Raw genomic sequence first — 26443 nt, forward strand, 5'->3', positions numbered from 1 at the left:
AAGCAGTCGCTCCATGCAGTCCCTACAGGAGAGTCATCCGTGACACTGGCGTTCGTCCCGCCCGAGACGTCCCCCACGCCCGAGGCCCCGTTGTCCGATCTCGTCGCGCGCGACGCGCGCGAGTTCGGGGTCTACGCGCGGACCGGAGGGTGGGCCTTCGGCCTGATGGTGGCGCGCAGCGTGCGGCCCGGCGGGCAGAGCGCGGGCGAGACGCCGAAGGTGTCCGCGAAGGAGTTCGCCGAGCTCGCCGGCTGCTCCCCCGAGCGCGTCATGCGCTACTACAAGGCCTGGGACCGGGCCGCCGACGACGGCCTCGTCCCGCAGTTCGAGGCGCTCGCGCCGGGCCAGGAGGTGGAGCTGCCGGACGCCGACGTGTGGCTCAGCTACTACGTCTCCCGCAACAGCGCCACCTCCGAGCGCGGCACCGCCATCACCGAGGCCGCCGAGGCCGAGGGCATCCGCCCGACGAAGGCCCTGGAGGTCGCCGAGAACCCCACCGCGCTGCGCGCCGCGATCCTCGCCGACCCCTCGACCGCTCGCGCGGCCCGCCAGGCGCTCCTCGACCGGGTCCTCGAGGACCCCGACCTTCAGGCCGAGTTGGCGCGGGACGTCGTACGCACCGACGACCTGAAGAAGGCCGTCGCCAGTGAGAGCCGGGCGGTCGACCGGATCGACTACGTCCGCCAGATCGCCGAGTCCGGCCAGATCAAGACCCCCGCGGGGCAGACCGTCGACGCGCCCGTCGACCTCCGCCAGGAGGCCGAGCGGCACCTGTCGCTGATCGACGAGCTGGAGGACGACGAGGACACCGGCGAGTGGGCCACCGAGGCCTACGGCGCGATGAAGTCGCTCGTCGCCGAGGCGGTGGAGGCCGACCCCGAGCTGCGTGTGCAGGAGCAGCGGACGAAGTTCTACAGCAGCCTGCAGAAGGCGACGAAGGTCTTCGAGGAGCTGACCTTCGACGATGTGCAGGAGTTCGTCGAGGACGACATGGTCCAGCAGTTGGAGGAGCTCCAGCAGGCCATCTCCACGTGCATCGCGGCCTTGCGCGGGGCGCAGGGAGGCACGGCGCGGCAGCAGTAGCCGTCCTCGTACCGCCGACGGCAGCCCCGTCCGCGCTCACGCCGCTCCGCCGACACGCCACCGCTCACTCTGTGTAGCGGTGGCGTGTCCACAGCGGCAGCGCGAACCAGCACGTGAGGTACCAGAGGACCACCCCCGATACCAGCCAGGGCACAAAGCCGTCGTGGGTGGCGACCCGCAGGATCAGCAGGAGCGAGCACGCCGTCGTGGCGAGGAGCAGGACCAGGCCGACGAAGGTCAGCCGGGAGGCCCACTCCACCGCCTTCGGTTTGATGCGCCGCCCCGACACCAGGCGGTGCAGGGAGACGGGGCCGATCAGCGCGCCGGTGGCGGCGGCACCCAGCACCACCGTCACGATGTAGATGGACTGGTCCGTGTCGTCGAGGGTGTCGTACTTCGGCGTGAAGACGACGGTGAGCAGGAAGCCGAACAGGATCTGGACGCCCATCTGGGCCACCCGGACCTCCTGGATGAGCTCGCCCCACATACGGTCGGCCCGCTCGTCCTCGGTCTCGTCGCGTCCGGTCCGTCTTTCCTTCTCGGTCATGCGGGCCGGGTAACCCCGGCGCTGAACACTCAAACGAGCGGGCCCCAGGGCTCCGGGGTGGCCGCCCCCGGAGCCGTACGGGTCTACCAGCGGTTTTCGACCTGGTCCTTGATGCGCCGGTCGTAGAGGTCCTCGATCGCGGCGAGCGTCGCGTCGGACAGCTCCGGCAGCGCGGCGGCGGCCGCGTTGGCGCGGGCCTGCTCGGGCGAACGGGCGCCCGGGATCACCGTGGTCACGCCCGGCTGCTGGATGATCCAGCGCAGCGCCAGCTGGGCCGGCGTGAAGCCCTCGGGGGCGAGGGCGGCGAACTCGACGGCCGCCTCCACACCCGACGCGTAGTCGACGCCGGAGAAGGTCTCGCCCTGGTCGAAGGCCTCGCCGTGCCGGTTGTAGGTGCGGTGGTCGTTCGCGGCGAAGACGGTGTCCTTGGTGTACTTGCCCGACAACAGGCCGGAGGCCAGCGGGACACGGGCGATGATGCCGACGCCCGCCTGCTCGGCGGCGGGCAGCACCTGACGCAGGGGCTTCATCCGGAACGGGTTGAGGATGATCTGCACGCTCGCGACGCCGGGGCGGGCGATCGCGGTCAGCGCCTCCTCGCAGGTCTCCACGCTGACGCCGTAGTGGGCGATGCGCTCCTCCTCGACCAGGGTGTCCAGCGCGTCGAACACCTCGTCCGTCGAGTACACCGGCGTCGGCGGGCAGTGCAGCTGGACCAGGTCGAGGCGGTCCACGCCGAGGTTGCGCCGGGAACGGTCGTTCCAGGCGCGGAAGTTGTCGAGAACGTAGTTCTCGGGGATCTGGTCGACGCGGCGGCCCATCTTGGTCGCCACGAAGATGTCCAGCTCGGGCCTGGCGCGCAGGAACGTGGCGATGGTCTGCTCGCTGCGCCCGTCGCCGTACACGTCGGCCGTGTCGAAGAAGGTCACCCCTGACTCGACCGCCGCCTCCAGCACCGCCAGGGCTTCCTTGTCGTCGACGTCTCCCCAGTCGGCGCCCAGCTGCCACGTACCGAGACCGACGACAGATGCCCGCTGACCCGACCTACCGATTACACGCTCGTCCATGGCGTCAGTGTGTCATCCGTCATGCAGGTGCGCGGAACGGGCCCCTCCGCGTGGTTACCTGTGAATCTTTCACTCACACGAGTGAATCGCCTCGACAGGCCGGTGGCGTCTGTCAAGCCCGTACCTAGCGTGAACCCGTGACCGACGACTTCAGCCGCAGGGGCTTCCTCCGCACCGCCGCCGCCATGGCCGCCGTACCGACTCTCCTCCCGGCGGATCCGGCCGTCGCGGCACAGGAGTTGCCGGATTTCCCGGCGGATGTGGCGCTGTACCGCTCCGCGTACCGCAACTGGGTCGGCGAGATCACCGCCGCCGGACTGTGGGCCTGCGCACCGGCCGACCCCGCCCGGACCGTGGCCGTCGTCAACTGGGCCTGGCGGCACGGCTGGAGAGTCCGCGCCCGGGGTGCCTCGCACGGCTGGTCACCGCTGACGGTCACGCAGGGCACGGAGTCGGACGCGCCGGTCCTCCTCGTGGACACCGCCTCTCATCTCACCGGCCTGTCGCTGGAGTCGCCGACCTCGGTACGCGCCGGCACCGGCGTCACCCTGGAGGCCCTGCTCACCTACCTGGAGGAGCACGGCCTCGGCGTCACCGCCGCGCCCGCTCCCGGCAACCTCACCCTGGGCGGCGCCCTCGCCATCGGCGCGCACGGCACCGCCGTACCGGCGCGCGGCGAACAGCGGCCGACCGGGCACACGTACGGCTCGCTGAGCAATCTCGTGCTGTCGCTGACGGCCGTCGTCTGGGACGAGGACAGCGGCGCCTACGTGCTGCGGACGTACGACCGCGACGAGGCGGACTGCGCCGCGCTGCTCACCCATCTCGGCCGCTCCCTGGTCACCGAGGTCGTACTGCGCGCGGGCGCGAACACCGGCCTGCGGTGCGTCAGCCGTACGGACATCCCGGCCGGGGAACTCTTCGCCTCGCCCGGCACCGGCGGACGCACCCTGGCGAGCTTCCTGGACCGGGCCGGGCGCGTCGAGGCGATCTGGTTCGCCTTCACCGAGTTCCCGTGGCTGAAGGTGTGGAGCGTCTCCCCCACCCGGCCGCTGACCTCGCGGCACGTGACGACGCCGTACAACTACCCGTTCTCCGACAATGTCCCGACCCCGGTGGCGGACCTGGTCGGACGCATGGTGTCGGAGGGGGCCTGGTATCTGGCGCCGGTGCTCGGCAACGCACAGTACGACGTGGCCGCGCTCGGGCTGGTGGCGACGCTGTCGGCGGACATCTGGGGGCCGTCCAAGAACACGCTGCTGTACCTGCGGCCGACGACGCTGAGGATAGCCACGAACGGGTACGCGGTGCTCACCAGCCGGGCCCAAGTGCAGCGCGTCGTCGCCGAGTTCACCGCCTTCTACCGGGAACGGCTCACTGCGTACGCCGACCGGGGCCGATTCCCGGTCAACGGCTCGGTGGAGATCCGGATCACCGGTCTCGACGACGCGGCGGACGTCGGCGTGGACGGGGCGCGGACCCCACTGTTGTCGGCGCTCGGGCCGCGCGACGACCGACCCGAGTGGGACACGGTCGTGTGGCTGAACATCCTGTCGTTGCCGGGAACGCCGTACGCGGAGGCTTTCCTCAGCCAGATCGAGCGGTTCCTGCTGCGCACCTTCGACGGCGAGTACGCCATGACCCGCGTCGAGTGGTCGAAGGGCTGGGCCTACACGCGGGACAGTGCCTGGAGCGACGTCGAGGTGCTGGATGCGGTCGTGCCCGGCTCCTTCGGGGAGGACGTGTGGGGGCGGGCGGCCGGGGTACTGGACCGGCTCGACCCGCACGGCGTGTTCGGCAACGCCTTCCTCGACCGGTTGTTCCGGTGAGTGCGGCTATTTGCGGGAGGCCAGCGCCCTGGCCTGCACGGTGCGTGCGACCTTCGGCCCGAGCCGGCGTTTGAGGCGCCGCAACGCCTCCACCTGCCCGGCCGCCCTGTCGATCCGGTAGTACAGCTGGGGCGGCACGTAGGGCAGCAGGGGCGAGTGGCGCTGACCGAGCAGGGCGAACATCTGCTGCGGGGGCAGGTGGATGTAGCGGGGCAGGTTCTCGTACCACTCGGCGCTGTAGCGGGCCGCGCTCTGGACGGGCAACAGGGCTTGCTTGCGCTCCTGTTCGTAGCGGGCGAAGGCCTGCGGGAGGGCGGCGTGCTCGTGCAGTGCGTCGGCGAGCGCGATGGCGTCCTCCAGGGCAAGGGTGGTGCCGGCGCCGACGGAGTAGTGGGTGGTGTGGGCGGCGTCGCCGATGAGGACCAGATTGTCGCGATGCCAGGTGCGGTTGGTGAGGGTGCGGAAGGTCCGCCACTGGGCGCCGCCGTCGGCGCCGGAGCCGCCGACATGGGGGTGGCCGTCGACAAGGGGGTGGCCGTCGAGGACGCCGGCGAAGACCCTCTCCAGCAGGGCCACCGCGTCGGCCTCGTTCGCGGTGTCGAGGCCGAGGCCGGTCCAGGTCCGGGGGGCGCATTCGATGACACAGGTGCTGCCTTCGGGGCTGAAGCCGTAGCCGTAGCACCAGATCCAGCCGTGGCCGGTCTCGACGAAGGCGAAGGTGAAGGCCTCGAAGACCTTGCTGGTGCCGAGCCAGATGTAGCGGTTGCGGCCACGCCTGGCCTGGGTACCGAAGTGGTCGGCGTACTGGGTGCGCAGGGTGCTCTGGATGCCGTCGCTCGCCACGACCAGGTCGGCGGCGGGCAGCTTCTCCGGGAAGATCTCGCGCTCGAACTCCAGCCGTACACCCAGCGAGCGGGCGTGTCCGGCGAGGATCTCCAGCAGCCGGTGGCGGCCGATGCCGTGCCCCGTGTCACCGGAGCAGCGGGCCGTCCGGCCCCGGACGTGGGCGACGCCCTCGTTCCAGCGGATCGAGCTCTCCTCGATGGCGCGAGCGGACGCGGGGTGGTGCTTGTGCAGCTTGTCGAGCAGTCCGTGCCAGTAGGTGACACCCCCGCCGTAGGTGCAGCCCTCCGGGTTGCGCTCGTAGACGGTGATGTCGTGGGACGGGTCCCGCAGCTTCAGCAGGATCGAGAGATACAGGCCGGCAGGCCCGGCTCCGACGCAGGCAACCTTCACACATACCCCTAGTAATGGGTTAAAACGGTCATATCACTTCGCAGGGTAGCAAGGCGGAGCGGCTCGGCCGCGGCATTTCGAATCGCGCCAGTTTCGACCGGTGAGCCAGGCCACTGGCGGCACACCCGCCCGCGAAGGATCACCCGAAACGCGACTCCCAGGAGAAGGAATTCCCCCTTCCGACCCCCTGAGGCACTGCGCACGGGAAGATCATCTTCGTTCAACTCTGCACGACATGTGCAGACTTGTCCGGATCGGAGCCAACCACTCCCGACCGATTTCTCCCGCTCTCGTCCGACCCGATAGGCATGCGGAGTCGTCAACCGAACGAACTCAGGAGGTCCGCATGCCGGAACTCAGCCGTCGTCGCGCGCTCACCGCCGCGGCCGCCCTCGCCACCGCGGCCGGCGTCCAGACGCTCACCACACCCGGCGCGTCCGCCGCCGGCGCGTCCGCCGCCGGGCACGACCACCACGCCCCGACGTCCTTCGACGAGGTCTACAAGGGCCGCCGAATACAGGGCCGGCCGTCCTCGGAGGGCGGCCACCAGCATCACGGCGCCGGCTACGCCGTGTTCGTCGACGGAGTGGAGCTGCATGTGATGAGCAACGCCGACGGCAGCTGGATCAGCGTCGTCAGCCACTACGACCCGGTGCCCACCCCGCGCGCCGCCGCCCGCGCCGCCGTGGACGAGCTGCAGGGCGCCGCACTGCTGCCCTTCCCCGCCAACTGACCTGCCCCACCGGCACTTTGGAGCACCCGCACCTCATGACTGTCCGCAAGAACCAGGCCCTGCTGACCGCCGACGAGAAGCGGCGGTTCGTCGCCGCCCTGCTGGAGTTGAAGCGCAGCGGTCGCTACGACACGTTCGTCACGACGCACAACGGTTTCATCGTCGGCGACACCGACAACGGGGAGCGTGTCGGCCACCGTTCACCATCCTTCCTTCCCTGGCACCGCAGATTCCTGCTCGAGTTCGAGCGCGCGTTGCAGGAGGTGGACGCCTCGGTCGCGCTGCCGTACTGGGACTGGAGCACCGACCGCTCGATACGGTCCTCGCTGTGGGCGCCCGACTTCCTCGGCGGCACCGGGCGCAGCCGCGACGGACAGGTGATGGACGGGCCGTTCGCGGCGTCGACCGGCAACTGGCCGATCAATGTGCGTGTCGACGGCCGTACGTTTCTGCGCCGCTCGCTCGGCACGGCCGTACGGGAGCTGCCGACCCGGGCCGAGGTGGAGTCCGTGCTCGCCATGCCGACGTACGACATGGCGCCCTGGAACAGCGGGTCGGACGGTTTCCGCAACCACCTCGAAGGCTGGCGCGGCGTCAATCTGCACAACCGGGTCCACGTCTGGGTCGGCGGGCAGATGGCGACCGGGATGTCGCCCAACGACCCGGTGTTCTGGCTGCACCACGCCTACATCGACAAGCTGTGGGCCGAGTGGCAGCGGCGGCACCCCGGCTCCGGCTATGTGCCCGCCGCCGGGACGCCGAACGTGGTCGACCTCAACGACACGATGAAGCCCTGGAACGATGTGCGTCCCGCCGACCTGCTGGACCACACCGTGCACTACACCTTCGACGCGGCCTGAGACGCCGTACGGACCGCCCGTGCGGACCGCCCGTCCTGACCGGCCCTCAGGCCTCGGCGGTACGGCAGTCCGGGTGGCCCCAGCCCTGGGGGTTCTTGGCGATGGGCTCGCCCGCCGCGTAGCTGCGGCCGCAGATGCAGCGGCCGGGGAACTTGGCCTTGATGGTGTGGGAGGAAGTGCCGTTCTTCCGGGGCGCCGCGGCCTTGCGGCGCGGGGCCTTGGCCGACGGGGTGTCCGGGGAGGGCGGCGGCTCGGGTGAGCCGAGGCCGCTGCCCGCGGGCTCCTGCACGGTGGCCGCCTGGCTGGCGGCGCGGTCGGCGAAGTCGTTGAGCGGGTCGCCGTCGACCTGGTGGGCGGGGACGTAACGGAACTCGACGGTGCGGCCGTCGAGCAGTTCGTCGATGCGCACGACCAGGTCCTGGTTGGCGACCGGCTTGCCGGCGGACGTCTTCCAGCCGTTGCGCTTCCAGCCCGGCAGCCAGGTGGTGACGGCCTTCATGGCGTACTGCGAGTCCATCCGGATCTCCAGCGGTACGCCGGGGTCGGTCGCCGTGAGCAGGCGTTCCAGTGCGGTGAGTTCCGCGACGTTGTTGGTGGCCCTGCCGAGCGGGCCCGCCTCCCAGCGAGTCGGGGTCTCCTTCTCGTCAGCGACGACCCAGGCCCAGCCCGCCGGCCCGGGGTTTCCCTTCGAAGCCCCGTCGCACGCGGCCACCAATCGTTCACGCATGCGTCGATCATGCCATGGGCCGGCGGGCCGTCCGGTCATGCCTCAGGGGACGTCCGTGACCTTCGGCATCTCACCCTCGGTCGTCGTGACGTCTATCACCGAGAAGTTGGCGCCCTGCGGGTCGCTGAGCGCCGCGAACCGGCCGAAGGGGCTGGACATCGGGCCGAAGCGCAGTACGGCGCCGAGCTTGGTGGCCTTCGCGACGGCCTCGTCGCAGTCGGCGACGGTGAAGTAGACGTTGATGTACGACGGCACCTCGGGCGGGAACTCGTCGGTCATCCGCATCCGGCCGAGGACCGTGCTCTCGCCGAGGTTGTACATGCGGAAGTCGATCGCGTCGTCCTCCATCTGCTGCTGGCTGTAGGAGAACACGGCGCTGAAGAACGAGTCCGCCCTCTCCGGCTCGCGGGTGAAGACCTCGGCCCAGCAGTACCCGCCGGGCTGGTCCGACGGTGCCTCGAAGCCCTCGTGGGTGCCCGCCTGCCAGAGGCCGAAGACGGCGTCGCTGGGCTCGTGTGCCAGGCACATGCTGCCGAACTCGCCGACTGCCATCGGCTCCATCAGGATCTCGCCGCCGTTCTCACGGATCCTGGCGGGAGTCGCGGCGACGTCCTCGCAGGCGAAGTACAGGCACCACTTCGACTGGACCTCCTGGCCCGGCATGGGCGGGACGACCGCAGCCGCGGCCTTGCCGTTCGCGTAGGCCTGGGTGTAGTTGCCGAACTCCGACGACGCCTCGCCGAAGGTCCAGCCGAGGACGTCACCGTAGAAGCTCTTGGCTCCCTCGACGTCGCTGAACATCGCGTCAGCCCAACAGGGGGTTCCTTCAGGTTGTACGGCCATCACTGCGGCCCTCTTCCGGATCGGTGATTTATCCGGATTATCACGCTAACCACCCGAATGGCCGGGCGCGCGCCGAATGCAGCGTTCCGCTCCAGACTGGAAAGGGCCGGGACGGTGGCCGGTCGACGAACGGGACACGGCATGGCGGACGGGACGATGCGGGCGTGGTCGGTGGTGGCGCCGGGGCCGGTCGAGACGGGGGCGCTGCGGCTGGTGGACAAGCCGGTGCCGGTGCCGGGGGACGAGGAGCTGCTGGTCCGGGTGCACGCGTGCGGGGTGTGCCGCACGGATCTGCACGTCACCGAGGGAGACCTGCCGGTGCACCGGCCGGGTGTGACGCCCGGGCACCAGGTCGTCGGCGTGGTGGCCGGGTGCGGGGCGGCGGCGCGTGGCTTCGAGGTCGGGGAGCGGGTGGGGGTGGCCTGGCTGCGGCGCACCGACGGCACCTGCGCCTACTGTGCGCGCGGCGCCGAGAACCTGTGCCCGGCCTCGCGGTACACGGGCTGGGACGCCGACGGCGGCTACGCACCGTACACGACCGTACCGGCCGCGTACGCCTACCGGCTGCCGGGCGGCCTCGACGACGTGACGTGCGCGCCGCTGCTGTGCGCCGGGATCATCGGCCACCGCGCGCTGCGGCGCTCGGCACTGCCGCCGGGCGGACGGCTCGGACTGTACGGCTTCGGGGGCAGCGCCCATCTGTGCGCGCAGGTGGCGCTGGCCGAGGGCGCCACCGTGCACGTGCTGACGCGGGGCGCGGCCGCGCGGAGGCTGGCGCTCGACCTGGGGGCCGCCTCGGCGCGCGACGCGTACGAGATGCCGCCGGAGCCGCTGGACAGCGCGATCCTGTTCGCGCCGGTCGGCGACCTGGTGCCGTACGCGCTGCGGGCCCTCGACCGGGGCGGCACGCTGGCGATCGCCGGCATCCACCTCAGCGACATCCCGGCGCTGCGCTACGAGAGCGAGCTCTTCTACGAGAAGCAGCTGCGCAGCGTCACCTCCAACACGCGCGAGGACGGCCGGGAGTTCCTGGCGCTCGCCGCCGAGCACGCCGTACACGCCACGACGCACCCCTATCCGCTGTCGCGGGCCGACCAGGCGCTCGGGGATCTCAAGGCCGGGCGGTTCGACGGGGCGGCGGTGCTGGTGAACGACCTGTCCTGAGCGCCCCGCCGCAGCGTGTGGGAGCACGGGAGGGGAGCGGGATCACTCACGGTGTGCCCACTGCCTCGTACGACAGGTTTGTCACCTCCAGAGCCTGAAGCCGCCCCGTTCACGCCCTGACCCGGGCGTCTCTGCGGCTGTTGGCTGGTTCACGCGCATGGCCAGCCCGCTCACCTCCCTGGAGAAAATGTGTCCACACCGGACAGCGCCACCGGTCCCACCATCGACGAACCCGACCCCGAACCCCAGTCCGACGGTCAACTCACCAGCCTCAGCACCCAGGCGGCCCGGCAGCTCGCCACGACCACCAAGTCCGAACCCCAGATGCAGGCCATCAGCTCGCGCTGGCTGCTGCGGATGCTTCCCTGGGTGGACGTGAAGGGCGGCACCTACCGGGTCAACCGGCGACTGCAGCTGCGCGTCGGCCGCGGCCGGGTGCAGTTCGAGCAGAACGGTGCCGACGACATCAAGGTCATCCCCGAGACACTCACCGAACTGCCGGTCCTGCGCGGCTACTCCGACACCGGCGTCCTCAGGGAGGTCGCCACCCGCTTCCGGGTCCGGGAGGTGCGCGCCGGCCAGGTGCTCGTCGAGGCCGGGCAACCCGTCACGGAGGCCTACCTCGTCGTGCACGGACGGTTCACCCGCTTCACGGAAGGCAAGTACGGCGAGGAGGAGATCCTCGGGGTCGTCACCGACGGCGACCAGCTCGGCGACGAGGCCATCGGCCAGCCCGACCCGCTGTGGCTGAGCTCGGTGCGGGCGGAGACCGCCGGCGTGCTGCTCGTGCTCCCCTGGACGGTGGTCACGGAGTTCACCGACCGGGTGCCGTCCCTCGCGGCGCACCTGGAAGCCTTCGCCGAGCGGCAGAGGCTGCCGATGAACCGCAAGGGCGAGGCCGACGTCCCGGTGCAGGCCGGCCACATCGGCGAGCCGACCCTCAACGGCGGCTACGTGGACTACGACCTCGCCCCGCGCGAGTACGAGTTGTCCCTCACCCAGACCGTGCTGCGCGTCCACACCCGGGTCGCCGACCTCTACAACAACCCGATGAACCAGACCGAGCAGCAACTGAGGCTGACCATCGAGGAGATCCGCGAACGCCAGGAGTGGGAGCTGGTCAACAACCGGGAGTTCGGGCTGCTGCACAACGCCGACTACGGGCAGCGCATCAGCACCTTCACCGGTCCGCCGACCCCCGACGACATGGACGAGCTGCTGTCGATGCGCCGCAAGACCAAGCTGTTCATCGCGCATCCGAAGGCGATCGCGGCGTTCTTCCGGCAGTGCAACCGGCGCGGTCTGGTGCCCGGCACGGCGAGCGTCGAGGGCCACGAGATCCCCGCCTGGCGCGGTGTCCCGATCTTCCCCTGCAACAAGATCCCGGTCAGCCCGCAGCACACCAGCAGCATCATCGCGCTGCGCACCGGGGAGGGCGACCAGGGGGCCATCGGGCTGTACCAGACCGGGATCCCCGAGGAGCACCAGCCGGGTCTGAACGTGCGGTTCATGGGCATCGGCACCAACTCGATCATCCGCTACCTCGTCACCGCCTACTACTCACTGGCGATCCTCGTCCCCGACGCGGTCGGAGTCCTCGAGAACGCCCAGATCGGCCGGATCCCCGAGTGACCGCATGGAGCACCCGATGAGCACGGCCCCGACCACCGCCACCTCCCCGATGCCGCTGCCCGGTCCGCCCAACCTCGCGCGCACCGTGCGGACCCGGCGCGGCGGTGCGATCCCCGGCCTCAGATACCGGTCGGTCGCCCCCGCGGATCCCGAGAAGGTCGAGGAGATCGACCGCAGGCTGGAGGCCTGGGCCCGGCGCCTGGACCTGTTCCCGCAGGCCTGGTCGGGGGACTTCTCGGGGTTCCAGTTCGGCCGGGCGGTGGTGCTCCAGCACCCGGCCGCGGCCGACCTGGAGCGCCTGACGGCGGCCGGGAAGCTGCTGCTGGCCGAGAACATCGTCGACAACTGCTACTGCGAGGAGGACGAGGACAAGGGCGGGTCGAGGAGCGGTCTCGGCGGGCGGCTGATCATGGCCCAGTCGGCGCTGGACCCGTACCACGGCACACCGGAGCTGCAGGAGGAGTGGCTGCACGGCATACAGCGGGACGGCCCGCTGCGGTCGTACCACTGGGCCCTGAAGGACTACGCCGTCGTCGCCACGCCCAGCCAGACCGACCGGCTCGTGCACGATCTCGCCCGGCTGCACCTCGGCTACGTGGCCGAGGCGGCCTGGGGCGAGACCCGGTACACGCCCCAGGTGTGGGAGTACCTGGTGATGCGGCAGTTCAACAACTTCCGTCCCTGTCTGTCGATCGTCGACGCCATCGACGGCTACGAGCTGCCCGAGGCGGTCTACGCCCGCCCCGAGATCCAGCGCATCACCGCGCTCGCCGCCAACGCCACCACGATCGTCAACGACCTGTACTCCTTCACCAAGGAACTGGCCAGCGACCCGACACATCTCAACCTGCCGCAGGTCATCGCCGCGAACGAGCGATGCGGGCTCAAGGCCGCGTATCTGAAGGCCGTCGAGATCCACAACCGGATCATGGAGGCCTTCGAGGAGGAGTCGGCCCTGCTGTCCGCCACGTCACCCCTCGTGGAGCGCTACTCGCGAGGGCTGTCCGACTGGGTGGCCGGCAACCACGAGTGGCATGCCACCAACTCCCACCGCTACCACCTGCCCAACTACTGGTAGAGCGCGACTGAATGACAGAACGTCAGATACAACGGCACGAGGAGTCACCGTTGACCATCGCCCCCGAAGCCGGCACCAAGACCGTCCCGGTGCCCTCCCAGTCCACGTACCAGACCCGCGTCGCGGACTACTGGAACGCCGAGGAGAACCCGGTCAACCTCGAACTCGGAAAGATCGACGATCTGTACCACCACCACTACGGCATCGGACACGCCGACCGCTCCGTGCTCGACGAGCCCGATCCCGGTCTGCGCAGCGAACGCATCACCGCCGAACTGCACCGGCTGGAACACGCCCAGGCCGAACTGCTCGCCACCCACCTGGGCCCGCTGACGCCCACCGATCGTGTCTTCGACGCCGGCTGCGGACGCGGCGGCGGCAGCGTGGTGGCGCATCTGCGCTACGGCTGCCGGGCGGACGGCGTCACGCTCTCCGCCAAGCAGGCCCAGTTCGCGAACGAGCAGGCCCGCAAGCGGGGCATCGACGACCGGGTCAGCTACCACTGCCGCAACATGCTCGACACCGGGCTGCCGTCCGGGGAGTTCGCGGCGTCGTGGAACAACGAGTCCACGATGTACGTCGAGCTGGACCTGCTGTTCGCCGAGCACTCCCGGCTGCTGCGCCGCGGCGGCCGCTATGCGGTGATCACCGGCTGCTACAACGACACCTACGGGCGCGCCTCCCGCGAGGTGTCGCTCATCAACGCCCACTACATCTGCGACATCCACCCACGCTCGGCGTACTTCCGGGCCATGGCCCGCAACCGGCTGGTCCCGGTCCATGTGGAGGACCTCACCGAGGCGACCATCCCCTACTGGGAGCTGCGTCGCGAGGCCGAGCACCTGGTGACGGGCATCGAGGACACGTTCCTGACCGCGTACAAGAACGGCAGTTTCCAGTATCTGCTGATCGCGGCGGACCGCGTCTGAACAACCGTCAGGACCGCGTCGGCCACGGGCGTTCCGTGGCCGACGCGGGTCTTCCCCCGTGGTCCCGGCTGTGCTTGCCTGGGGAGCCGTTTTCGGTGTCCGGGGCGGGAGTTGCCGTATGCGCAAGCCGTGGATCGTCGGGCTGTTGCTGACCGCCGTGCTCCTCGGGGCGTGCGGAGACCCGGTCTCCGGGCCGGAGGCCGCCGCGCCGCCCGAGGTGCCGGAGACCTCGGCCACCACCCACCAGCGGGCGCCCGCCTCGCCCGGCACCTCGGCGAAGGCGCCCGCCGCGAAGGCGCCCTCCGTGCTGTATCTGGGCGACTCGCTCGCGATGGAGGCGCAGAAGGTGCTCGGGCAGGAGCTGCGCCGCGAGCTACGGGCGACGTACACGAGCGCCCCGTACTCGGGAACCACCCTGTGCGACTACCTGGAGGGCACGGGCAAGCGGTCCCTCGTCCCGGTGGCGGACAAGGCGGCGGCCCTGGTGCGCCGGCTGCGCCCTGACTTCGTGGTGCTGCAGTTCTGGGGCAATGCGTGGGGTTACACACCGTGCATGGACGGGATCACGTACGACGCCTCCCCCGAGAAGTACTTCGAGCGGTACGCGGCCGACATGAAGCGGCTCGCCGACCAGATCGGCGCTGCCGGGGACGCACGGATCGTCTGGGTCTCGCAGGGACCGGACCCGATCACTCCCGACCGGGTCCGGCGCGTCAACGCCCTCTACGAGGAGCAGGCCGCCGGCTCGGGCGGCCTGGTCGCCGACGCGGGCAAGGCGGTGAGTGCGGCCGGGGCGCGCTACTCCTGGGTCCAGTACCTGGCGTGCACGGCGTACGAGCGCGAACACCCCGGATACTGCACTCAGCCGGACCGCGATCGGACGGCGCTGCACCGCGACGACGACTACCTGCACTTCTGTCTGGCGCCCACGACCTCGACACCGAAGCCCTGTCCGGTCCGCTCCCCCGGGATCCTGCGGATCACCCTGGAGATCACTCGGGCGATCCGCGAGAAGTCGTAGGCCGGGCTCACTCGCCCGCGTAGGCCTTGTCCAGGGCGGCGATGTCGAACTTGCTCATCGCCATGAACGCCTCCGTCACGCGGGCCGCCTTCGCGGGGTCCGGATCGGTGATCATCTCCTGGAGCCGGTCCGGGACGACCTGCCAGGACACGCCGTACCTGTCCTTGAGCCAGCCGCACGGGCCGGGCTCGCCGCCGTTCTCGGTGAGCTTGGCCCAGTAGTAGTCGATCTCCTCCTGGTCCTCGCAGAAGATCATGAAGGAGGTCGCCTCGGTGAACTTGAACTCGGGGCCGCCGTTGAGCCCGAGGAACTTGTGGCCGTTGGCCGTGAACTCGACGGTCATGACACTGCCGGCGGGCTGGGGCGCTCCCTCGGGGTAGCGGGCGAGCTTGCCGACGCTGGAGTTCTTGAAGATCGATACGTAGAAGTGGGCGGCCTCCTCGGCCTGGCCGTCGAACCAGAGACACGTGGTGAATCCGTCGGTTGCCATGAGTACCTCCTGGGCGTGCGGAACCCTGTCACCTGTGTCGACCGATCCTCGCCCCGGAACTCATCGGTCGCGTGGCCGGTTAATCCAGATGGCTGCTACACCCTTCCGCACTAGCATCCCCGTACATGACGTCTTCGCCCGCCGACAGCGGCATCCATCCCTTCCGTATCGCCATTCCTCAGAGCGACCTGGACGACCTCCACCGTCGCCTCGACGCCATCCGGTGGCCGGACGAACTGCCCGGGGTGGGATGGGCGTACGGGGTTCCGTCGGAGTATCTGCGCGAGCTGGTGCGGTACTGGCGGCACGACTACGACTGGCGGGCCGCCGAGGCACGGCTGAACCAGTGGCCGCAGTTCACGACCGAGATCGACGGCGCGCATGTGCACTTCGCGCACATCCGCTCCCCCGAGCCGGACGCCACCGCGCTGATCGTCACGCACGGGTGGCCTGGCTCGATCGTCGAGTTCCTCGACATCGTCGGCCCGTTGACGGACCCGGCCGCGCACGGCGGTGACCCCGCCGACGCCTTCCACGTCGTGCTGCCGAGCATCCCCGGCTTCGGGTTCTCCGGGCCCACCCGGGAGACCGGCTGGGAGGCGCGCCGCATCGCCGACGCGTGGGTCGAGCTGATGACGCGCCTCGGCTACGAGCGGTTCGGCGCCCAGGGCGGCGACTGGGGCGCGGGCATCTCCCGCGAGCTGGGCCGCGTCCACCCCGACCGGGCCATCGGCATCCACCTCAACCTGCTGCCCGGTGCGCAGGCGGCCACCGAGCCGACCCCCGAGGAGCTGGAGACGCTGAGCCCGCGGGAGCGCGAGCGCACGCTCACCTCGTGGCGGCGGTGGGCCGCATGGTTCCGCGACGGGACGGGCTACTTCCATGTGCAGTCCACCCGGCCGCAGACCCTGTCGTACGCGCTCACCGACTCGCCCGTCGGCCAACTCGCCTGGATCGTCGAGAAGTTCAGGGAGTGGACGGACTCCGAGCAGCTGCCCGAGGAGGCCGTCGACCGGGATCTGATGCTCACGAACGTGATGCTGTACTGGCTGACGGGCACGGCCGGTTCGTCCGCCCGGGTCTACTACGAGCGCGCCCACGCCACGGGCGAGAGGATCGCCGCTCCCCACGAGCCCTCGACCGCCCCGACCGCGGTGGCCTCCTTCCCCGGCGATCCGCAGATCCCGCTGCGCCACAAGGCCGAGCGGACGGAGAACATCGTGCGCTGGACGGAGCTCGACAGGGGCGGGCACTTCGCGGCGATGGAGGAGCCCGACCTGCTGGTGGACGACGTACGGGCGTTCTTCCGGCAGTTGCGCGAGAAGGGCTGACCCGGCGCTCTGCCCGTAGCGAATCTGCCGCGGGCAGAGAAACCGCGTTCCGGCCCCGTCCGCGGTCAACAGTGGAGTCGACGGCATCCGCGCCACGACGAGGAGAACCGATGACACCACTGACCACGCTCGCTCCGCGGGCGGAGGAGGGCGACACCCCTCCCACCCGCTTCGACGACCAGCTCGCGTCCCAGCTGCTGGCACAGCGCATCGTCCTGCTGGGCACCCAGGTCGACGAGGTCTCCGCGAACCGGGTCTGCGCCCAGCTGCTGATCCTGTCCGCGGAGGACCCGCGCACCGACATCGCCCTGTACATCAACAGCCCCGGCGGCTCGGTGCACGCCGGCCTCGCCATCTACGACACGATGCGGCTGATCCCGAACGACGTGTCGACGCTCGCCATGGGCTTCGCGGCCAGCATGGGCCAGTTCCTGCTCAGTGTCGGCGCCGAGGGCAAGCGGTACGCGCTGCCGAACGCGCGGATCATGATGCACCAGCCGTCGGCGGGCATCGGCGGCACCACCGCCGACATCGAGATCCAGGCGGAGAACCTGGAGTTCACCAAGAAGACCATCGAGCGGATCACCGCGGAGCACACCGGCCAGAGTCCCGAGACGATCTCCCGGGACGGCGACCGCGACCGCTGGTTCACGGCCGAGGAGGCCAGGGAGTACGGCATGGTGGACCGGGTGGTGGAGTCCCTCACGGACGTCCGCCCGGCTTCCTCCCGACGACGGATGGGGCTGTGACATGGGGACCTACACGATTCCGAACGTCGTCGAGCGCACGCCGCAGGGTGAGCGGTCCTACGACGTGTTCAGCCGGCTGCTGTCGGAGCGGATCATCTTCCTCGGCACGGAGATCGACGACGGCGTCGCCAACGTCGTCATCGCGCAACTGCTCCATCTGGAGTCTGCGTCGCCGGAGAGCGAGGTCGCGATCTACATCAACTCCCCCGGCGGCTCGTTCACTTCGCTCATGGCGATCTACGACACGATGACGTACGTGCAGGCGCCGATCTCCACGTTCTGCGTGGGACAGGCGGCCTCGACGGCGGCCGTGCTGCTGGCCGGCGGGGACCCGGGCCGGAGGTTCGTGCTGGAGCACGCGCGCGTGCTGCTCGGTCAGCCCGCCAGCGGCGGCAGCCGGGGCGTGGTGTCCGATCTCGCCCTCCAGGCCAAGGAGATGGTCCGGATCCGCTCGCAGGTCGAGGAGGTACTGGCCCGGCACACGCACCACGACATCGCCACGCTGCGCGCGGACATGGACCGCGACAAGGTGTTCACCGCGCAGGAAGCGGTGGCGTACGGGCTGGCCGACGAGGTGGTGAGCCGGCGCCTCGTGCGGGTCTGAGGCGCCGGCGCGTCCTCACGCGGCCAGGCACATCCCGTCGTACGGCGAACCGGCCCTGCTGCGCCCGGCGCCCGGCACCCGGCGGCTGGTGATCCGCACGAGCTCGCCCTGCGCACGCGACAGCAGGTCGCCGAGGCCCAGCCCCAGGGCGTGGGCGGCGGCCGCGAGGACCTCCGAGGAGGCCTCCTTGCGGCCCCGCTCCACCTCCGAGAGATACGGCGTGGAGATCCGGGCCGCGTCGGCCACGTCCTTGAGCGTGCGCTCCTGGGTCAGGCGCTCGCGGCGCAGGACGTCGCCGACCAGGTCGCGCCACAGGGGTTCCCTGGTCTGCCCCTGCTGTGACGGAGCGGCGGCCGGGCGCGCGGCAGGCGGGCGCAGCGGAATGACGCGGGCTTCGTTCGGCAGTTGGTTGCTCACCTGTTCAGCCTAGATTCCCTGAACCTCGTGGGAAGGCAACGGCGTTCTGCTCTGGGGAGAATCACCAACTCACCCTCACGCCGACGAGGTTCGCCTGTCGACGTCTCCCGCCTGCGTCACTCCTCGGTCAGCCACATCAGCGCCCGGACCCGCTTGCCGACCGGCACCTTTTCCACGGCGACCTCCGCCGCGAGCGCGTGCACGATCTCCAGGCCGTGGCGGCCGACGCGCTCCGGGTCCTTGGGGTAGCGGCGGGGCAGGGCGGAGCTGCTGTCGTACACGGAGACCGTGACGGCGTCGTCCGTGCCCTCCAGGTCCAGGATGTACGGGCCGTTGCTGTGCCGGTCGGCATTGGTGACCAGTTCGCTGACCACCAGGAGCACCTTGTCCTCGGCGGGCTCGCCGATCGTGGCGCACCACTCGGTCCTGAGTCGGCCCAGGAACAGCGCGGCGAACGACCGCGCCTCGGCGATGCATCCCGGTTCACCGCTGTAGTGCGCCGCCCGCCGAAGCGGTTCCACGGGCACGTCGAAACCAGTCGGAATCACTGCCCCGTCCACGTGCTCGATCATGCGTTTCTCTCTCGGAAGCCGGACTGGCCGGACGCTGCTGCACCAGTCCTCGTACCCAGAGCGGAGCCGCGCAGTCTCCTTGCAGGTGGCGCTGTACGTCACAGCGACGGCGAGCCCGACACGCTCTCGCTCCCGCTCGCGGTGGACGCCGACTGTGACGTCGCGGTCGTGCTCCCGTCCGACGGCGGCTGGGAGGTGGAAGCCGACGTCTCGGGCGACTCGGATGTTTCGGGCTTCGTGGTCGTCGGCTCGCTCGTCGACGTCTGCGGGCTCGTCGACGGCGAGGACGGCGAGGACGGCCCGGTCGACGTGGGCGGGCAGGGTGTCCCCGAACCGGGGGGCATCTCCGTGGCGTCGTCGGGCAGCGGGACGCACTTCGACGGGGAGCTCGACGACGTCGGCGTCGACACGCTCACCGACGGGGAGGGCCTCGCGGGCGGGCGGGTCTTCTTGTCCTTCTCGACGTCGTGGCCGCGTTGGCGGGAGATCCACTCGTCACGCTCGACGTCGAAGATGACGAAGACGTTGACGATCGTGGTCGAGGGCGAGACGACCACGACGTTGGCGTTGCTGAACGACGGCCAGAAGTCACCCGTCCGTTTGAACGTGCCCTGCTGGGCGACCGGATCGGTCAGCGGGTTGCCGCAGGCGCAGCGCACCCGAGGCACTCCGCGGTCGTCGACGAGGACCGCCGTGCCGGCCTGCAGGACGGCCTGGTAGCTGGTGGCGGCGCCGTCGCGGTAGCCGTGGTTGGTGACGCGGGTGTCCATGCGCAGCTGGACGGGGGTGAGCGAGCGCAGATAGGAGGCGACGCCGGACGGGTCGACGTCGGCGACCGACGCGAACGCACGGTTCTTCTCCGGGTCCGCCTGGAAGTACTCGATCTGCTTGTCGACGTCACAGCTGGCCACGTTGCGGCTGCCCCCGTACAGGCCGGGTTCGCCGCCGTTGACACGCCGTACGGCGTTCGTCGGCGCCGACTCGGCCGGGGACGGGGTGACGGGCGCGGCGGAGGTGTTCTGCGCCGTGGACCGGGTGAACGGGTTGGGGCCCTGCTCGTCCTTGGGCTGGCCGAAGACCTCGCCACTGGCCACGGGGCTGGTGTCGCCGCCGCCTCGCGAGAAGACGATGGCGAGGACCACGGCGGCCACCACTACGGCGGTGAGCACCGCGATGCGGGGTACGGACTTCCACCAAGGGGGGTGGGGTTCGGGCGACAGGGGGCCCGAGGGCGGTCCTGTGGGGCGGCCTGAGGACGGGGGTTCGACGCTCACGAAGCCTTCTTCCTCTTTTTCTTTCTCTATTGTTCTTTTCTGCAGCTTTTATCACTTTTTAGTGGTTTTCCCATTCTGTGCCTCGGTTCCACACCGCCCGCAAGCCGACGCGGACGGACCTCCCGGCGGGCGGGCCGCGGCGTCGCTGCTTAGCGTGGGCGGCGTGAGCGTGCTGACTCCCACTCGCCCGGCCGTGGCGAGGCATGGCTGGGTGCAGGCCCTCTCCGCGGTGCTGGCCGGGCTGGTCTCGATGGGGGTGGTCGCAGCGCTGGGGCTGTGGGCGGCCGGGGCCGCGGAGCTCCCGGACAACGCCTTCCCGCGCGTCGTCGCCGCGACCGTGGTCACGGCGGTCGGCGGCACGGTCGAGCTGTCCGGGAACGCCGGCGCGCTGGCCGAGTCCGACGCCGGGCTGACCGTGATCCCGTTGTCCGTCACGCTCGTCGGAGCTCTCGTCCTGGCCGCCGGTTTCCTGCGGCCGCTGCGGCACCGGGCGGTCGCCGGCGCCGGGGAGCTCGCCGGATGGGCCGCCAGGATCGCCGTACTGTGGCTGGGCGGGCTGCTGGCGCTGGCCTACGCCGCCCGCCAGACCTTCTCCCTCTCCCTCGGCGACCTCGGGGAGGACGCCCTCGGTGACCTCGGTGCCCTGTTCGGCATCTCACCGGAGGTCGGCTTCGAAACGGACGTCCCGCTGACCGTGTTGTTCGGCGTGCTGTGGCTGGCGGGCGTGCTGGTGCTGGCCCTGCTGGTCTCGCGTGGGGCTCCGCTGCCGGGCCGGCTGCTGCGCTTCCAGGAGGCCGTACGGCCGGCCGCGTACGCCATGGTCGTGCTGCTGCTCTCCTGGGTCGGGCTGGGTGTCGTCATCGGCCTGGTCGTCGCGGCGACACGCGGGCATGCGGTCGAGACCCTCGCGGTGATCCTGCTCGGGATGCCGAACCTGGTGTGGCTCGCCCTTACGATCGGACTCGGCGCGACATGGAACGGGCAGGTGGAGGGGCCGTTCGGGCTGCCCATGCCGCATGTCCTCGACGAGGTGCTGCGCGGCCGGGAGGTCGCCGAGCTGAATCTGGGCACGCTCGCCGAGCACGACGGCAGGGTGTGGTGGCTGGTCGCCGTCGACGCGGTGCTGCTGTTGGCCGTCGCGTTCGTGATGGCGCGGCGCTCACCGGCCCGGATGCGTGCCTGGCAGCACGCCGTCCACATGGCGGTCGCGCTCGCGCTGACGGTCCTGATGATCTGCCTCACCGGCCGGATCTCCGCGCACTACGGCCTGTCGGTCCTGGGCATCGGCGACCTGGGCGGGGACCTGGGCGGTGAGCTGTTCCTGAGGCCCGAGGTGTGGACCGCGTTCGGGCTGGCGCTGCTGTGGGGGCTGGTCGCCGGGTTCCTCGGCGGGCTGCTGGCGCGGCCGGTACGGCACAGGGGCGCGGTCGCGGCGCTCTGGGAACGATGACGTCCGCTCAATGGCTGTGGCAGCGAAGGGCGGGCTCGTGTTCACCGTCGAAAGACCGGCTCGGCCCAGCGGGGTGGTGATTTCGGGACGTCCTGCACGGGCTTCCTCGCCTGTGCTACGGCCTTGAGGCCCACCTCGTCCTTGAGGCTCACCTCCGTCTGCACGCGCTCCGTCTGCACGCGCTCCGTGTGCACGTGCTCCGTCTGCACGTGCTCCGTCTCCGTGCCACCGGCGACGGCGGAGCGCAGGTCGGCGACGAAGGCGAGGCAGGAGTCCTGCCGGTCGTCGGGGTTCTTGGCCAGTGCGGTGGCGAACACGGCGTCCACGGACGCGGCGAGGTCCGGGCGCGCCTCGGTCAGGGGTGGCGACTCGTCGTACTGGTGGGCCCACAGCAGGGCCATGTCGTCGTCGCGGCAGAAGGGCGGGCGGCCGGCCAGGCACTCGTAGAGCACACAGGCAAGTCCGTAGACGTCGCAGCGCGCGTCGACCGGCTTGCCCGAGATCTGCTCGGGGGCCACGTAGTCCAGCGTGCCGACGAACTGGCCGACGCTCGTGAAGCCGGTCAGGGACAGCGACTTCTTCGTCAGGCCGAAGTCGGTGAGGTAGACGTGCTCGGGGTGGTCGCTGTCGGTGCCGCGCGAGACGAGGATGTTGCCGGGTTTGACGTCCCGGTGGACCAGCCCGTGCTCGTGCGCCGCGTCGAGGGCGGAGGCGACCTGTACGGCGATGCGCAGGGCCGTCGCGGGCGGCAACGGGCCTTGGCGGTCCAGGAGATGACGCAGGTCGCTGCCCTCGACGTAGCGCATGGCGATGTACAGGACGCCGTCCGTCTCGCCCGCCTCGAAGACCGGCACGATGTGGGGGTGGTCGATCGCGGCGGCCGCCCGGGACTCGTGGCTGAAGCGGCGGGGGAAGGTGTCGTTGCGGGAGAGTTCGGGGGCGAGGAGCTTCAGCGCGACGGTGCGCTCCAGGCGCAGGTCCCGGGCGCGGTAGACCACGGCCATGCCGCCCCGGCCGATCTCACGCTCGATGCGGTAGCCGGCGACCTGCCGGCCGATCAGCTCGGAGGGCCGGCCCGAGAAGAGGCTCGCGTCATGGGTCATCGGTCGTCACGATCCGGGTCTCGGCGTATCCGTCGTCCGCGGTGGCGCGGGGCCCTTCGTCCGCGGTGGCGCGGGGTCCTTCGTCCGCGTTGGCCCGGGGTCCGTCGTCCGTCGCGTAGGTGCTCAGCCGGTTGCCCTGCGCGTACACCCAGCGTCCGCGGTCGGCGTCGTACAGCCACACGGACTCCCCGTCGACGACGACCCCGATCCGCAGTCCCCGCGTGCGGACGCGGAAGGTCTCGCCGTCCACGTCGCCGCCCGCCAGGTCCTCGACCGCGGACCGGTAGGCGGTCAGCGCCCGATCGGCGCGGGAGAGCAGTGGGCGCGGGTCGGTGGTGCGGGTGAGCGGGCCGCCGCCGGCGGTGGGCGGGTCCCGGGGTACGGCGACCAGGAAGCGGCCGTCGACCCAGGCCGACCAGCCGTTGTGGCACACGATGTGCCCCCAGTCGCCGCGGCGTTCGACGAGCTGGACAGGCAGGAACGGGTCGAGGGACACGGTACGCCGGTCGGGATCGGGGGCCTCCCAGGCGGGCATGCCGTGTTGGGGGACGACGTGGGTGGGCCGGAAGCCGGGGGACGCCATCGCCTGGACCTCCTACTTCCGCATCACGACGGGGCCGGGGCCGGAGTCCCACGCGTGGATGCGGCGGTCTTCGGTGCGGGTGCCGTTCGTGCTGTCGTCGCCCTCGAGGGTCCGGTGGTCGGCCTCGGGGCGCAGCACCGCGTGGTGCCAGGAGACGCGGGCGTCGTCGATGACGATGTCGCCGAGCGGGTCGCGTCCTACGTGGTAGTCACGGACCGGGGTCATCACGGTGGGGCCCGACTCGGTCTCCACACCGAGTACGGGCGCAGTCGGTGCGACCGAACGCTCCGCCATGACAAGATTCTATCGATCTGCCCATATATGTGCCTGCCTGGGCTATGTGCCCGCCCGAGCGGGGGGGGCTTGGATCACCCGGGACCGGGACCACCCGGGGCAGAGATCACTCGGGGCAGAGATCACATTCGGGGCGACGGGCTCACCCGACGGACACGACCAGCGCCGGGACGGTCCGCTGCATACGCAGCGCGTCCACCGACTCGGCGAGCAGTTCGTACTCTGTGGTCTCGTCGCTCACCGCGATCCTCACCAGCCGCCCGGCCGCCAACTCGTCGGCGACCAGCTCCTGTTGGCCGACGTCGCCGCACCAGGTGCGCAGCACGGTCGGCACGTCGGGCACGGTGCCGGCGACCGGGACGAGCGCGCCGGGCGGGAAGTGCTCGGCGTCGGGTTGCGGGTCTAATCGCTCGGCGATCCAGGAAGCCCGGTCGCGTAACCACCACAGGGCCAAGGCCAAGGTGGGCGCCCGGTAGGTTCCCAGGGGTACACCGATGCGCCGTCCGCCGCAGACGCCGTATGCGGTGACATGGCACAGGAACTCGTCGTGCACGTAGCCTCCCCCGTGTTGCCGTGTTCGCCTCTCGGCGGACCTCGCTTTCCATGCGGCTCGTGAGCGGTGTGTAAGGGCACCGTCGCCCCATGTGAGGCACCCTCGTAGTTGAGTATGTTCACTACTGAAACACTGTCACCACGACTTTCCGGCCAGTCTCCTGGCATATTCACAGCCGGTATTGGCCGAAATGCAGCGGGTGCACGTCAAACTCGGGGAATGGCCGGTGCATTACCTCGGGCGTAATCGAGCTTTCCGGAGCGGGCGGGCATTGTTGCGCTACCGGGTCGCCGCGAGCGGGACCCCGGTTCCGACCAGCAGTGACGACCTCGTTGGAGGCTGACCGCCATGCCCGCATCGACCGACCGCTACGACATCGCCGTCGCCCGCTACTTCGAGGCCTGGAACGCCCGTGAGCCCCGTGCCCTGGCCCGGGCGGTCGCCACCGCGTGGGCCCCGCAGGGCGGCTACACCGACCCCCTCGCCGACGTCCGCGGACACGAGGGGATCGTGGCCGTCGTCGCGGCGGCGCAAGCACGCTTCCCCGGCTTCGCCTTCCGGCTCACCGGCTCCGTCGACGGCCACCACGACACGGCGCGCTTCGCCTGGGAGCTGGTGCGGGAGGCCGGGGGTACCCCCTCTGGGGTGGGGTCGGCGCCGGTGGCCGGGTCCGATGTGATCACCCTGGACGCCGAGGGACGGATCATGTCCGTCCTGGGATTCCTCGACCGGGTGCTCGCGGGGGAATGAATGATGAATTCCGCAGCGATGAATTCTACGCCGCGCGGCGGTCTTGACCAATGAAAGCCGCTTGACCAATGAAGGTCAGGGAGGACCGTCGCGAACGGGAGGACGCCATGATCACCGGTGGGAAAGTGGACGCGGAATTCACCGCCGTCCTGCGCAAGAGCCCCAGTAAGGGCGGCTGGACCTATGTCGTCTGGCCGGAGTCCGCCGAATTCTTCGGCACCCGCGGGCTGGTCAAGATCCGCGGGACCGTCGACGGACATCCGATCCAGAGTTCGTTCATGGCCCTCGGAGACGGCACCCACAAGCTCCCCGTCAAGGCCGATGTGCGCAAGGCCATCGGGAAGCAGGAGGGCGACTCCGTCACCGTTCACCTGACGGAACGGCTCAGCCCTTGATCACCGCATCGATCCGGGCCAGTTCCTCGGCGTCGAAGTCGAGGTTGCGGGCGGCGGCGATGCTGTCCTCGATCTGCTGCGCACTGCTCGCGCCGACGAGCGCCGAGGTCACCCGGCCCCCGCGCAGCACCCACGCCAGGGCCAGCTGGGCCAGGGTCTGGCCGCGGGACTTGGCGATGTCGTCGAGGGCGCGCAGCTTGCCGACCAGGTCCTCGGTGACCGCGTCCGAGTTCAGGAAGGGGCTGTCGCTCGCGGCCCGCGATCCCTCCGGGATGCCGTCGAGGTAGCGGCCGGTCAGCAGGCCCTGCTCCAGCGGGGAGAAGACGATGGAGCCGACCTGGAGCTCGTCCAGCGCGTCTAGGAGCCCCTCGTCCTCGGGACGGCGGTCCAGCATCGAGTAGCGCGGCTGGTGGATGAGGAGCGGGGTGCCCAGCTCGCCGAGGATGCGGGCCGCCTCCCGGGTCTGCTCCGCCGAGTAGTTGGAGACACCGACGTACAGCGCCTTGCCCTGCTGCACCGCCGAGTGCAGGGCACCCATCGTCTCCTCCAGCGGAGTGTCCGGGTCGGGGCGGTGCGAGTAGAAGATGTCGACGTAGTCCAGGCCCATCCGCGTGAGGCTCTGGTCGAGCGAGGACAGCAGGTACTTGCGCGAGCCCCACTCGCCGTACGGGCCGGGCCACATCAGATAGCCGGCCTTGGTGGAGATGATCAGCTCGTCCCGGTACGGCGCGAAGTCCGTCTTCAGGGCCTCACCGAACGCCGACTCCGCGGCCCCGGGCGGCGGACCGTAGTTGTTGGCCAGGTCGAAGTGGGTGACGCCGAGGTCGAAGGCGCGGCGCAGGATGGCCCGCTGCGTCTCGACGGGGCGGTCCGGGCCGAAGTTGTGCCACAGTCCGAGCGACAGCGCGGGGAGCTTGAGGCCGCTGCGTCCGGTGCGCCGGTAGGGCATGTCCGCGTAGCGGTCGGTGTGTGCGGTGTACAACGCGACTCCAGAGGGGTTGGCACACGTGAGGACGGTTCCGCAGAACCGGTGGGCGACCGGTATTCCAGTCTCCACCCACTCTGTCGTGACCTGCGGGCAGTGGTCCAACAGGTAAATCCGATGGGATTCAGCGGCTACGCTGCTCAA

The 26443-nt window shown here is 70.4% G+C and carries 28 protein-coding genes and 1 pseudogene; 15 read left to right on the forward strand and 14 right to left on the reverse strand.

Annotated elements, in window-relative coordinates; genetic code table 11:
- Window positions 1-39 precede the first annotated feature (39 nt).
- Window positions 40-1083, forward strand: coding sequence for a hypothetical protein (locus AB5J49_RS01480; protein ID WP_369166616.1), 1044 nt, complete (start codon window positions 40-42; stop codon window positions 1081-1083).
- Between the two features lie 64 nt (window positions 1084-1147).
- On the opposite strand, the gene AB5J49_RS01485 is transcribed toward AB5J49_RS01480, so the two are convergent.
- The gene (locus AB5J49_RS01485) at window positions 1148-1630 is read right to left on the reverse strand and encodes a DUF6328 family protein (protein WP_369166617.1); all 483 of its coding nucleotides are present in this window, start codon (window positions 1628-1630) and stop codon (window positions 1148-1150) included.
- Window positions 1631-1713: 83 nt separating this feature from the next.
- The gene (locus tag AB5J49_RS01490) at window positions 1714-2697 is read right to left on the reverse strand and encodes an aldo/keto reductase (protein WP_369166618.1); all 984 of its coding nucleotides are present in this window, start codon (window positions 2695-2697) and stop codon (window positions 1714-1716) included.
- A 185-nt stretch (window positions 2698-2882) separates the two neighbouring features.
- Between AB5J49_RS01490 and AB5J49_RS01495 the strand changes: the two genes are divergently transcribed.
- Complete coding sequence (locus AB5J49_RS01495; RefSeq protein ID WP_369175016.1) at window positions 2883-4526, forward strand: cholesterol oxidase substrate-binding domain-containing protein; 1644 nt, start codon at window positions 2883-2885, stop codon at window positions 4524-4526.
- Between the two features lie 6 nt (window positions 4527-4532).
- Here AB5J49_RS01495 and AB5J49_RS01500 read toward each other — a convergent pair whose 3' ends face one another.
- A complete protein-coding gene (locus AB5J49_RS01500) occupies window positions 4533-5762 on the reverse strand; it encodes an FAD-dependent monooxygenase (RefSeq protein WP_369166619.1) in 1230 nt (409 codons plus the stop codon).
- Between the two features lie 346 nt (window positions 5763-6108).
- Here AB5J49_RS01500 and AB5J49_RS01505 point away from each other — a divergent pair, with 346 nt between their 5' ends.
- Entirely contained in the window at window positions 6109-6495 is a 387-nt protein-coding gene (locus AB5J49_RS01505; protein ID WP_369166620.1) for a tyrosinase cofactor, read from the forward strand.
- 35 nt (window positions 6496-6530) lie between these two features.
- On the forward strand, window positions 6531-7355 hold the full coding sequence (locus AB5J49_RS01510; RefSeq protein ID WP_369166621.1) for a tyrosinase family protein: 825 nt from the start codon (window positions 6531-6533) through the stop codon (window positions 7353-7355).
- Window positions 7356-7401: 46 nt separating this feature from the next.
- Here the strand turns inward: AB5J49_RS01510 and AB5J49_RS01515 are convergent, their stop codons facing one another.
- Complete coding sequence (locus AB5J49_RS01515) at window positions 7402-8082, reverse strand: ribonuclease H (protein ID WP_369166622.1); 681 nt, start codon at window positions 8080-8082, stop codon at window positions 7402-7404.
- Between the two features lie 42 nt (window positions 8083-8124).
- Window positions 8125-8925 (reverse strand): VOC family protein, encoded by an 801-nt coding sequence (locus AB5J49_RS01520; RefSeq protein WP_369166623.1) that lies wholly within the window; start codon window positions 8923-8925, stop codon window positions 8125-8127.
- Between the two features lie 156 nt (window positions 8926-9081).
- On the opposite strand from AB5J49_RS01520, the gene AB5J49_RS01525 reads away from it, so the two are divergent.
- The 5 genes from AB5J49_RS01525 (at window position 9082) to AB5J49_RS01545 (ending at window position 14749) form a co-directional block, all read left to right on the forward strand.
- On the forward strand, window positions 9082-10089 hold the full coding sequence (locus AB5J49_RS01525; RefSeq protein ID WP_369175017.1) for a zinc-binding alcohol dehydrogenase family protein: 1008 nt from the start codon (window positions 9082-9084) through the stop codon (window positions 10087-10089).
- A 189-nt stretch (window positions 10090-10278) separates the two neighbouring features.
- The gene (locus AB5J49_RS01530) at window positions 10279-11721 is read left to right on the forward strand and encodes a family 2B encapsulin nanocompartment shell protein (RefSeq protein ID WP_369166624.1); all 1443 of its coding nucleotides are present in this window, start codon (window positions 10279-10281) and stop codon (window positions 11719-11721) included.
- Between the two features lie 16 nt (window positions 11722-11737).
- Window positions 11738-12799 carry a family 2 encapsulin nanocompartment cargo protein terpene cyclase gene (locus AB5J49_RS01535; protein WP_369166625.1) on the forward strand — a complete coding sequence of 354 codons (1062 nt, stop codon included), beginning with the start codon at window positions 11738-11740 and terminating at the stop codon, window positions 12797-12799.
- 50 nt (window positions 12800-12849) lie between these two features.
- Window positions 12850-13728 carry a geranyl diphosphate 2-C-methyltransferase gene (locus AB5J49_RS01540; protein WP_369166627.1) on the forward strand — a complete coding sequence of 293 codons (879 nt, stop codon included), beginning with the start codon at window positions 12850-12852 and terminating at the stop codon, window positions 13726-13728.
- Window positions 13729-13846: 118 nt separating this feature from the next.
- The gene (locus AB5J49_RS01545; protein WP_369166629.1) at window positions 13847-14749 is read left to right on the forward strand and encodes an SGNH/GDSL hydrolase family protein; all 903 of its coding nucleotides are present in this window, start codon (window positions 13847-13849) and stop codon (window positions 14747-14749) included.
- A gap of 7 nt (window positions 14750-14756) precedes the next feature.
- On the opposite strand, the gene AB5J49_RS01550 is transcribed toward AB5J49_RS01545, so the two are convergent.
- Window positions 14757-15239: a VOC family protein gene (locus tag AB5J49_RS01550; RefSeq protein ID WP_369166631.1), complete on the reverse strand. Its 483-nt coding sequence runs from the start codon at window positions 15237-15239 to the stop codon at window positions 14757-14759.
- 125 nt (window positions 15240-15364) lie between these two features.
- On the opposite strand from AB5J49_RS01550, the gene AB5J49_RS01555 reads away from it, so the two are divergent.
- From AB5J49_RS01555 to AB5J49_RS01565, 3 genes are all read left to right on the forward strand, one after another.
- Entirely contained in the window at window positions 15365-16570 is a 1206-nt protein-coding gene (locus tag AB5J49_RS01555) for an epoxide hydrolase family protein (RefSeq protein WP_369166633.1), read from the forward strand.
- Between the two features lie 110 nt (window positions 16571-16680).
- Window positions 16681-17319, forward strand: a complete 639-nt coding sequence (locus tag AB5J49_RS01560) for an ATP-dependent Clp protease proteolytic subunit (RefSeq protein ID WP_302003268.1) — start codon at window positions 16681-16683, stop codon at window positions 17317-17319.
- A 1-nt stretch (window position 17320) separates the two neighbouring features.
- Window positions 17321-17923, forward strand: a complete 603-nt coding sequence (locus AB5J49_RS01565) for a ClpP family protease (protein WP_369166634.1) — start codon at window positions 17321-17323, stop codon at window positions 17921-17923.
- Window positions 17924-17938: 15 nt separating this feature from the next.
- On the opposite strand, the gene AB5J49_RS01570 is transcribed toward AB5J49_RS01565, so the two are convergent.
- The 3 genes from AB5J49_RS01570 to AB5J49_RS01580 form a co-directional block, all read right to left on the reverse strand.
- Entirely contained in the window at window positions 17939-18340 is a 402-nt protein-coding gene (locus AB5J49_RS01570; protein WP_369166635.1) for a helix-turn-helix domain-containing protein, read from the reverse strand.
- Window positions 18341-18456: 116 nt separating this feature from the next.
- On the reverse strand, window positions 18457-18912 hold the full coding sequence (locus AB5J49_RS01575; protein ID WP_369166637.1) for an ATP-binding protein: 456 nt from the start codon (window positions 18910-18912) through the stop codon (window positions 18457-18459).
- A 98-nt stretch (window positions 18913-19010) separates the two neighbouring features.
- Window positions 19011-20186, reverse strand: a complete 1176-nt coding sequence (locus AB5J49_RS01580) for a DUF6777 domain-containing protein (protein ID WP_369166638.1) — start codon at window positions 20184-20186, stop codon at window positions 19011-19013.
- Window positions 20187-20349: 163 nt separating this feature from the next.
- On the opposite strand from AB5J49_RS01580, the gene AB5J49_RS01585 reads away from it, so the two are divergent.
- Window positions 20350-21636: a streptophobe family protein gene (locus AB5J49_RS01585; RefSeq protein WP_369166640.1), complete on the forward strand. Its 1287-nt coding sequence runs from the start codon at window positions 20350-20352 to the stop codon at window positions 21634-21636.
- Between the two features lie 41 nt (window positions 21637-21677).
- Here the strand turns inward: AB5J49_RS01585 and AB5J49_RS01590 are convergent, their stop codons facing one another.
- The 4 genes and pseudogenes from AB5J49_RS01590 to AB5J49_RS01605 all read right to left on the reverse strand — a co-directional run bounded on the left by AB5J49_RS01590 (window position 21678) and on the right by AB5J49_RS01605 (window position 24169).
- Window positions 21678-22739: a serine/threonine-protein kinase gene (locus tag AB5J49_RS01590; RefSeq protein ID WP_369166642.1), complete on the reverse strand. Its 1062-nt coding sequence runs from the start codon at window positions 22737-22739 to the stop codon at window positions 21678-21680.
- The gene (locus AB5J49_RS01595; protein ID WP_369166643.1) at window positions 22729-23322 is read right to left on the reverse strand and encodes a hypothetical protein; all 594 of its coding nucleotides are present in this window, start codon (window positions 23320-23322) and stop codon (window positions 22729-22731) included. Before AB5J49_RS01595 ends, AB5J49_RS01590 begins: the two co-directional genes overlap by 11 nt.
- Before the next feature lie 24 nt (window positions 23323-23346).
- Window positions 23347-23616: pseudogene (locus tag AB5J49_RS01600) on the reverse strand (FHA domain-containing protein); the annotation flags it as partial.
- Between the two features lie 142 nt (window positions 23617-23758).
- Complete coding sequence (locus AB5J49_RS01605) at window positions 23759-24169, reverse strand: hypothetical protein (protein ID WP_369166645.1); 411 nt, start codon at window positions 24167-24169, stop codon at window positions 23759-23761.
- A 348-nt stretch (window positions 24170-24517) separates the two neighbouring features.
- On the opposite strand from AB5J49_RS01605, the gene AB5J49_RS01610 reads away from it, so the two are divergent.
- Together AB5J49_RS01610 and AB5J49_RS01615 are read left to right on the forward strand one after the other, a co-directional pair.
- Window positions 24518-24919 carry a nuclear transport factor 2 family protein gene (locus AB5J49_RS01610; RefSeq protein WP_369166647.1) on the forward strand — a complete coding sequence of 134 codons (402 nt, stop codon included), beginning with the start codon at window positions 24518-24520 and terminating at the stop codon, window positions 24917-24919.
- 107 nt (window positions 24920-25026) lie between these two features.
- Complete coding sequence (locus AB5J49_RS01615; RefSeq protein ID WP_369166649.1) at window positions 25027-25314, forward strand: DUF1905 domain-containing protein; 288 nt, start codon at window positions 25027-25029, stop codon at window positions 25312-25314.
- Here AB5J49_RS01615 and mgrA read toward each other — a convergent pair.
- Window positions 25304-26296 carry an L-glyceraldehyde 3-phosphate reductase gene (gene mgrA, locus AB5J49_RS01620; protein ID WP_369166651.1) on the reverse strand — a complete coding sequence of 331 codons (993 nt, stop codon included), beginning with the start codon at window positions 26294-26296 and terminating at the stop codon, window positions 25304-25306. The genes AB5J49_RS01615 and mgrA overlap by 11 nt on opposite strands.
- Window positions 26297-26443: the final 147 nt, after the last annotated feature.

Origin of the sequence: Streptomyces sp. R28, from assembly GCF_041052385.1 — a bacterium.
In the GTDB taxonomy this organism is placed as follows: Bacteria; Actinomycetota; Actinomycetes; order Streptomycetales; family Streptomycetaceae; genus Streptomyces.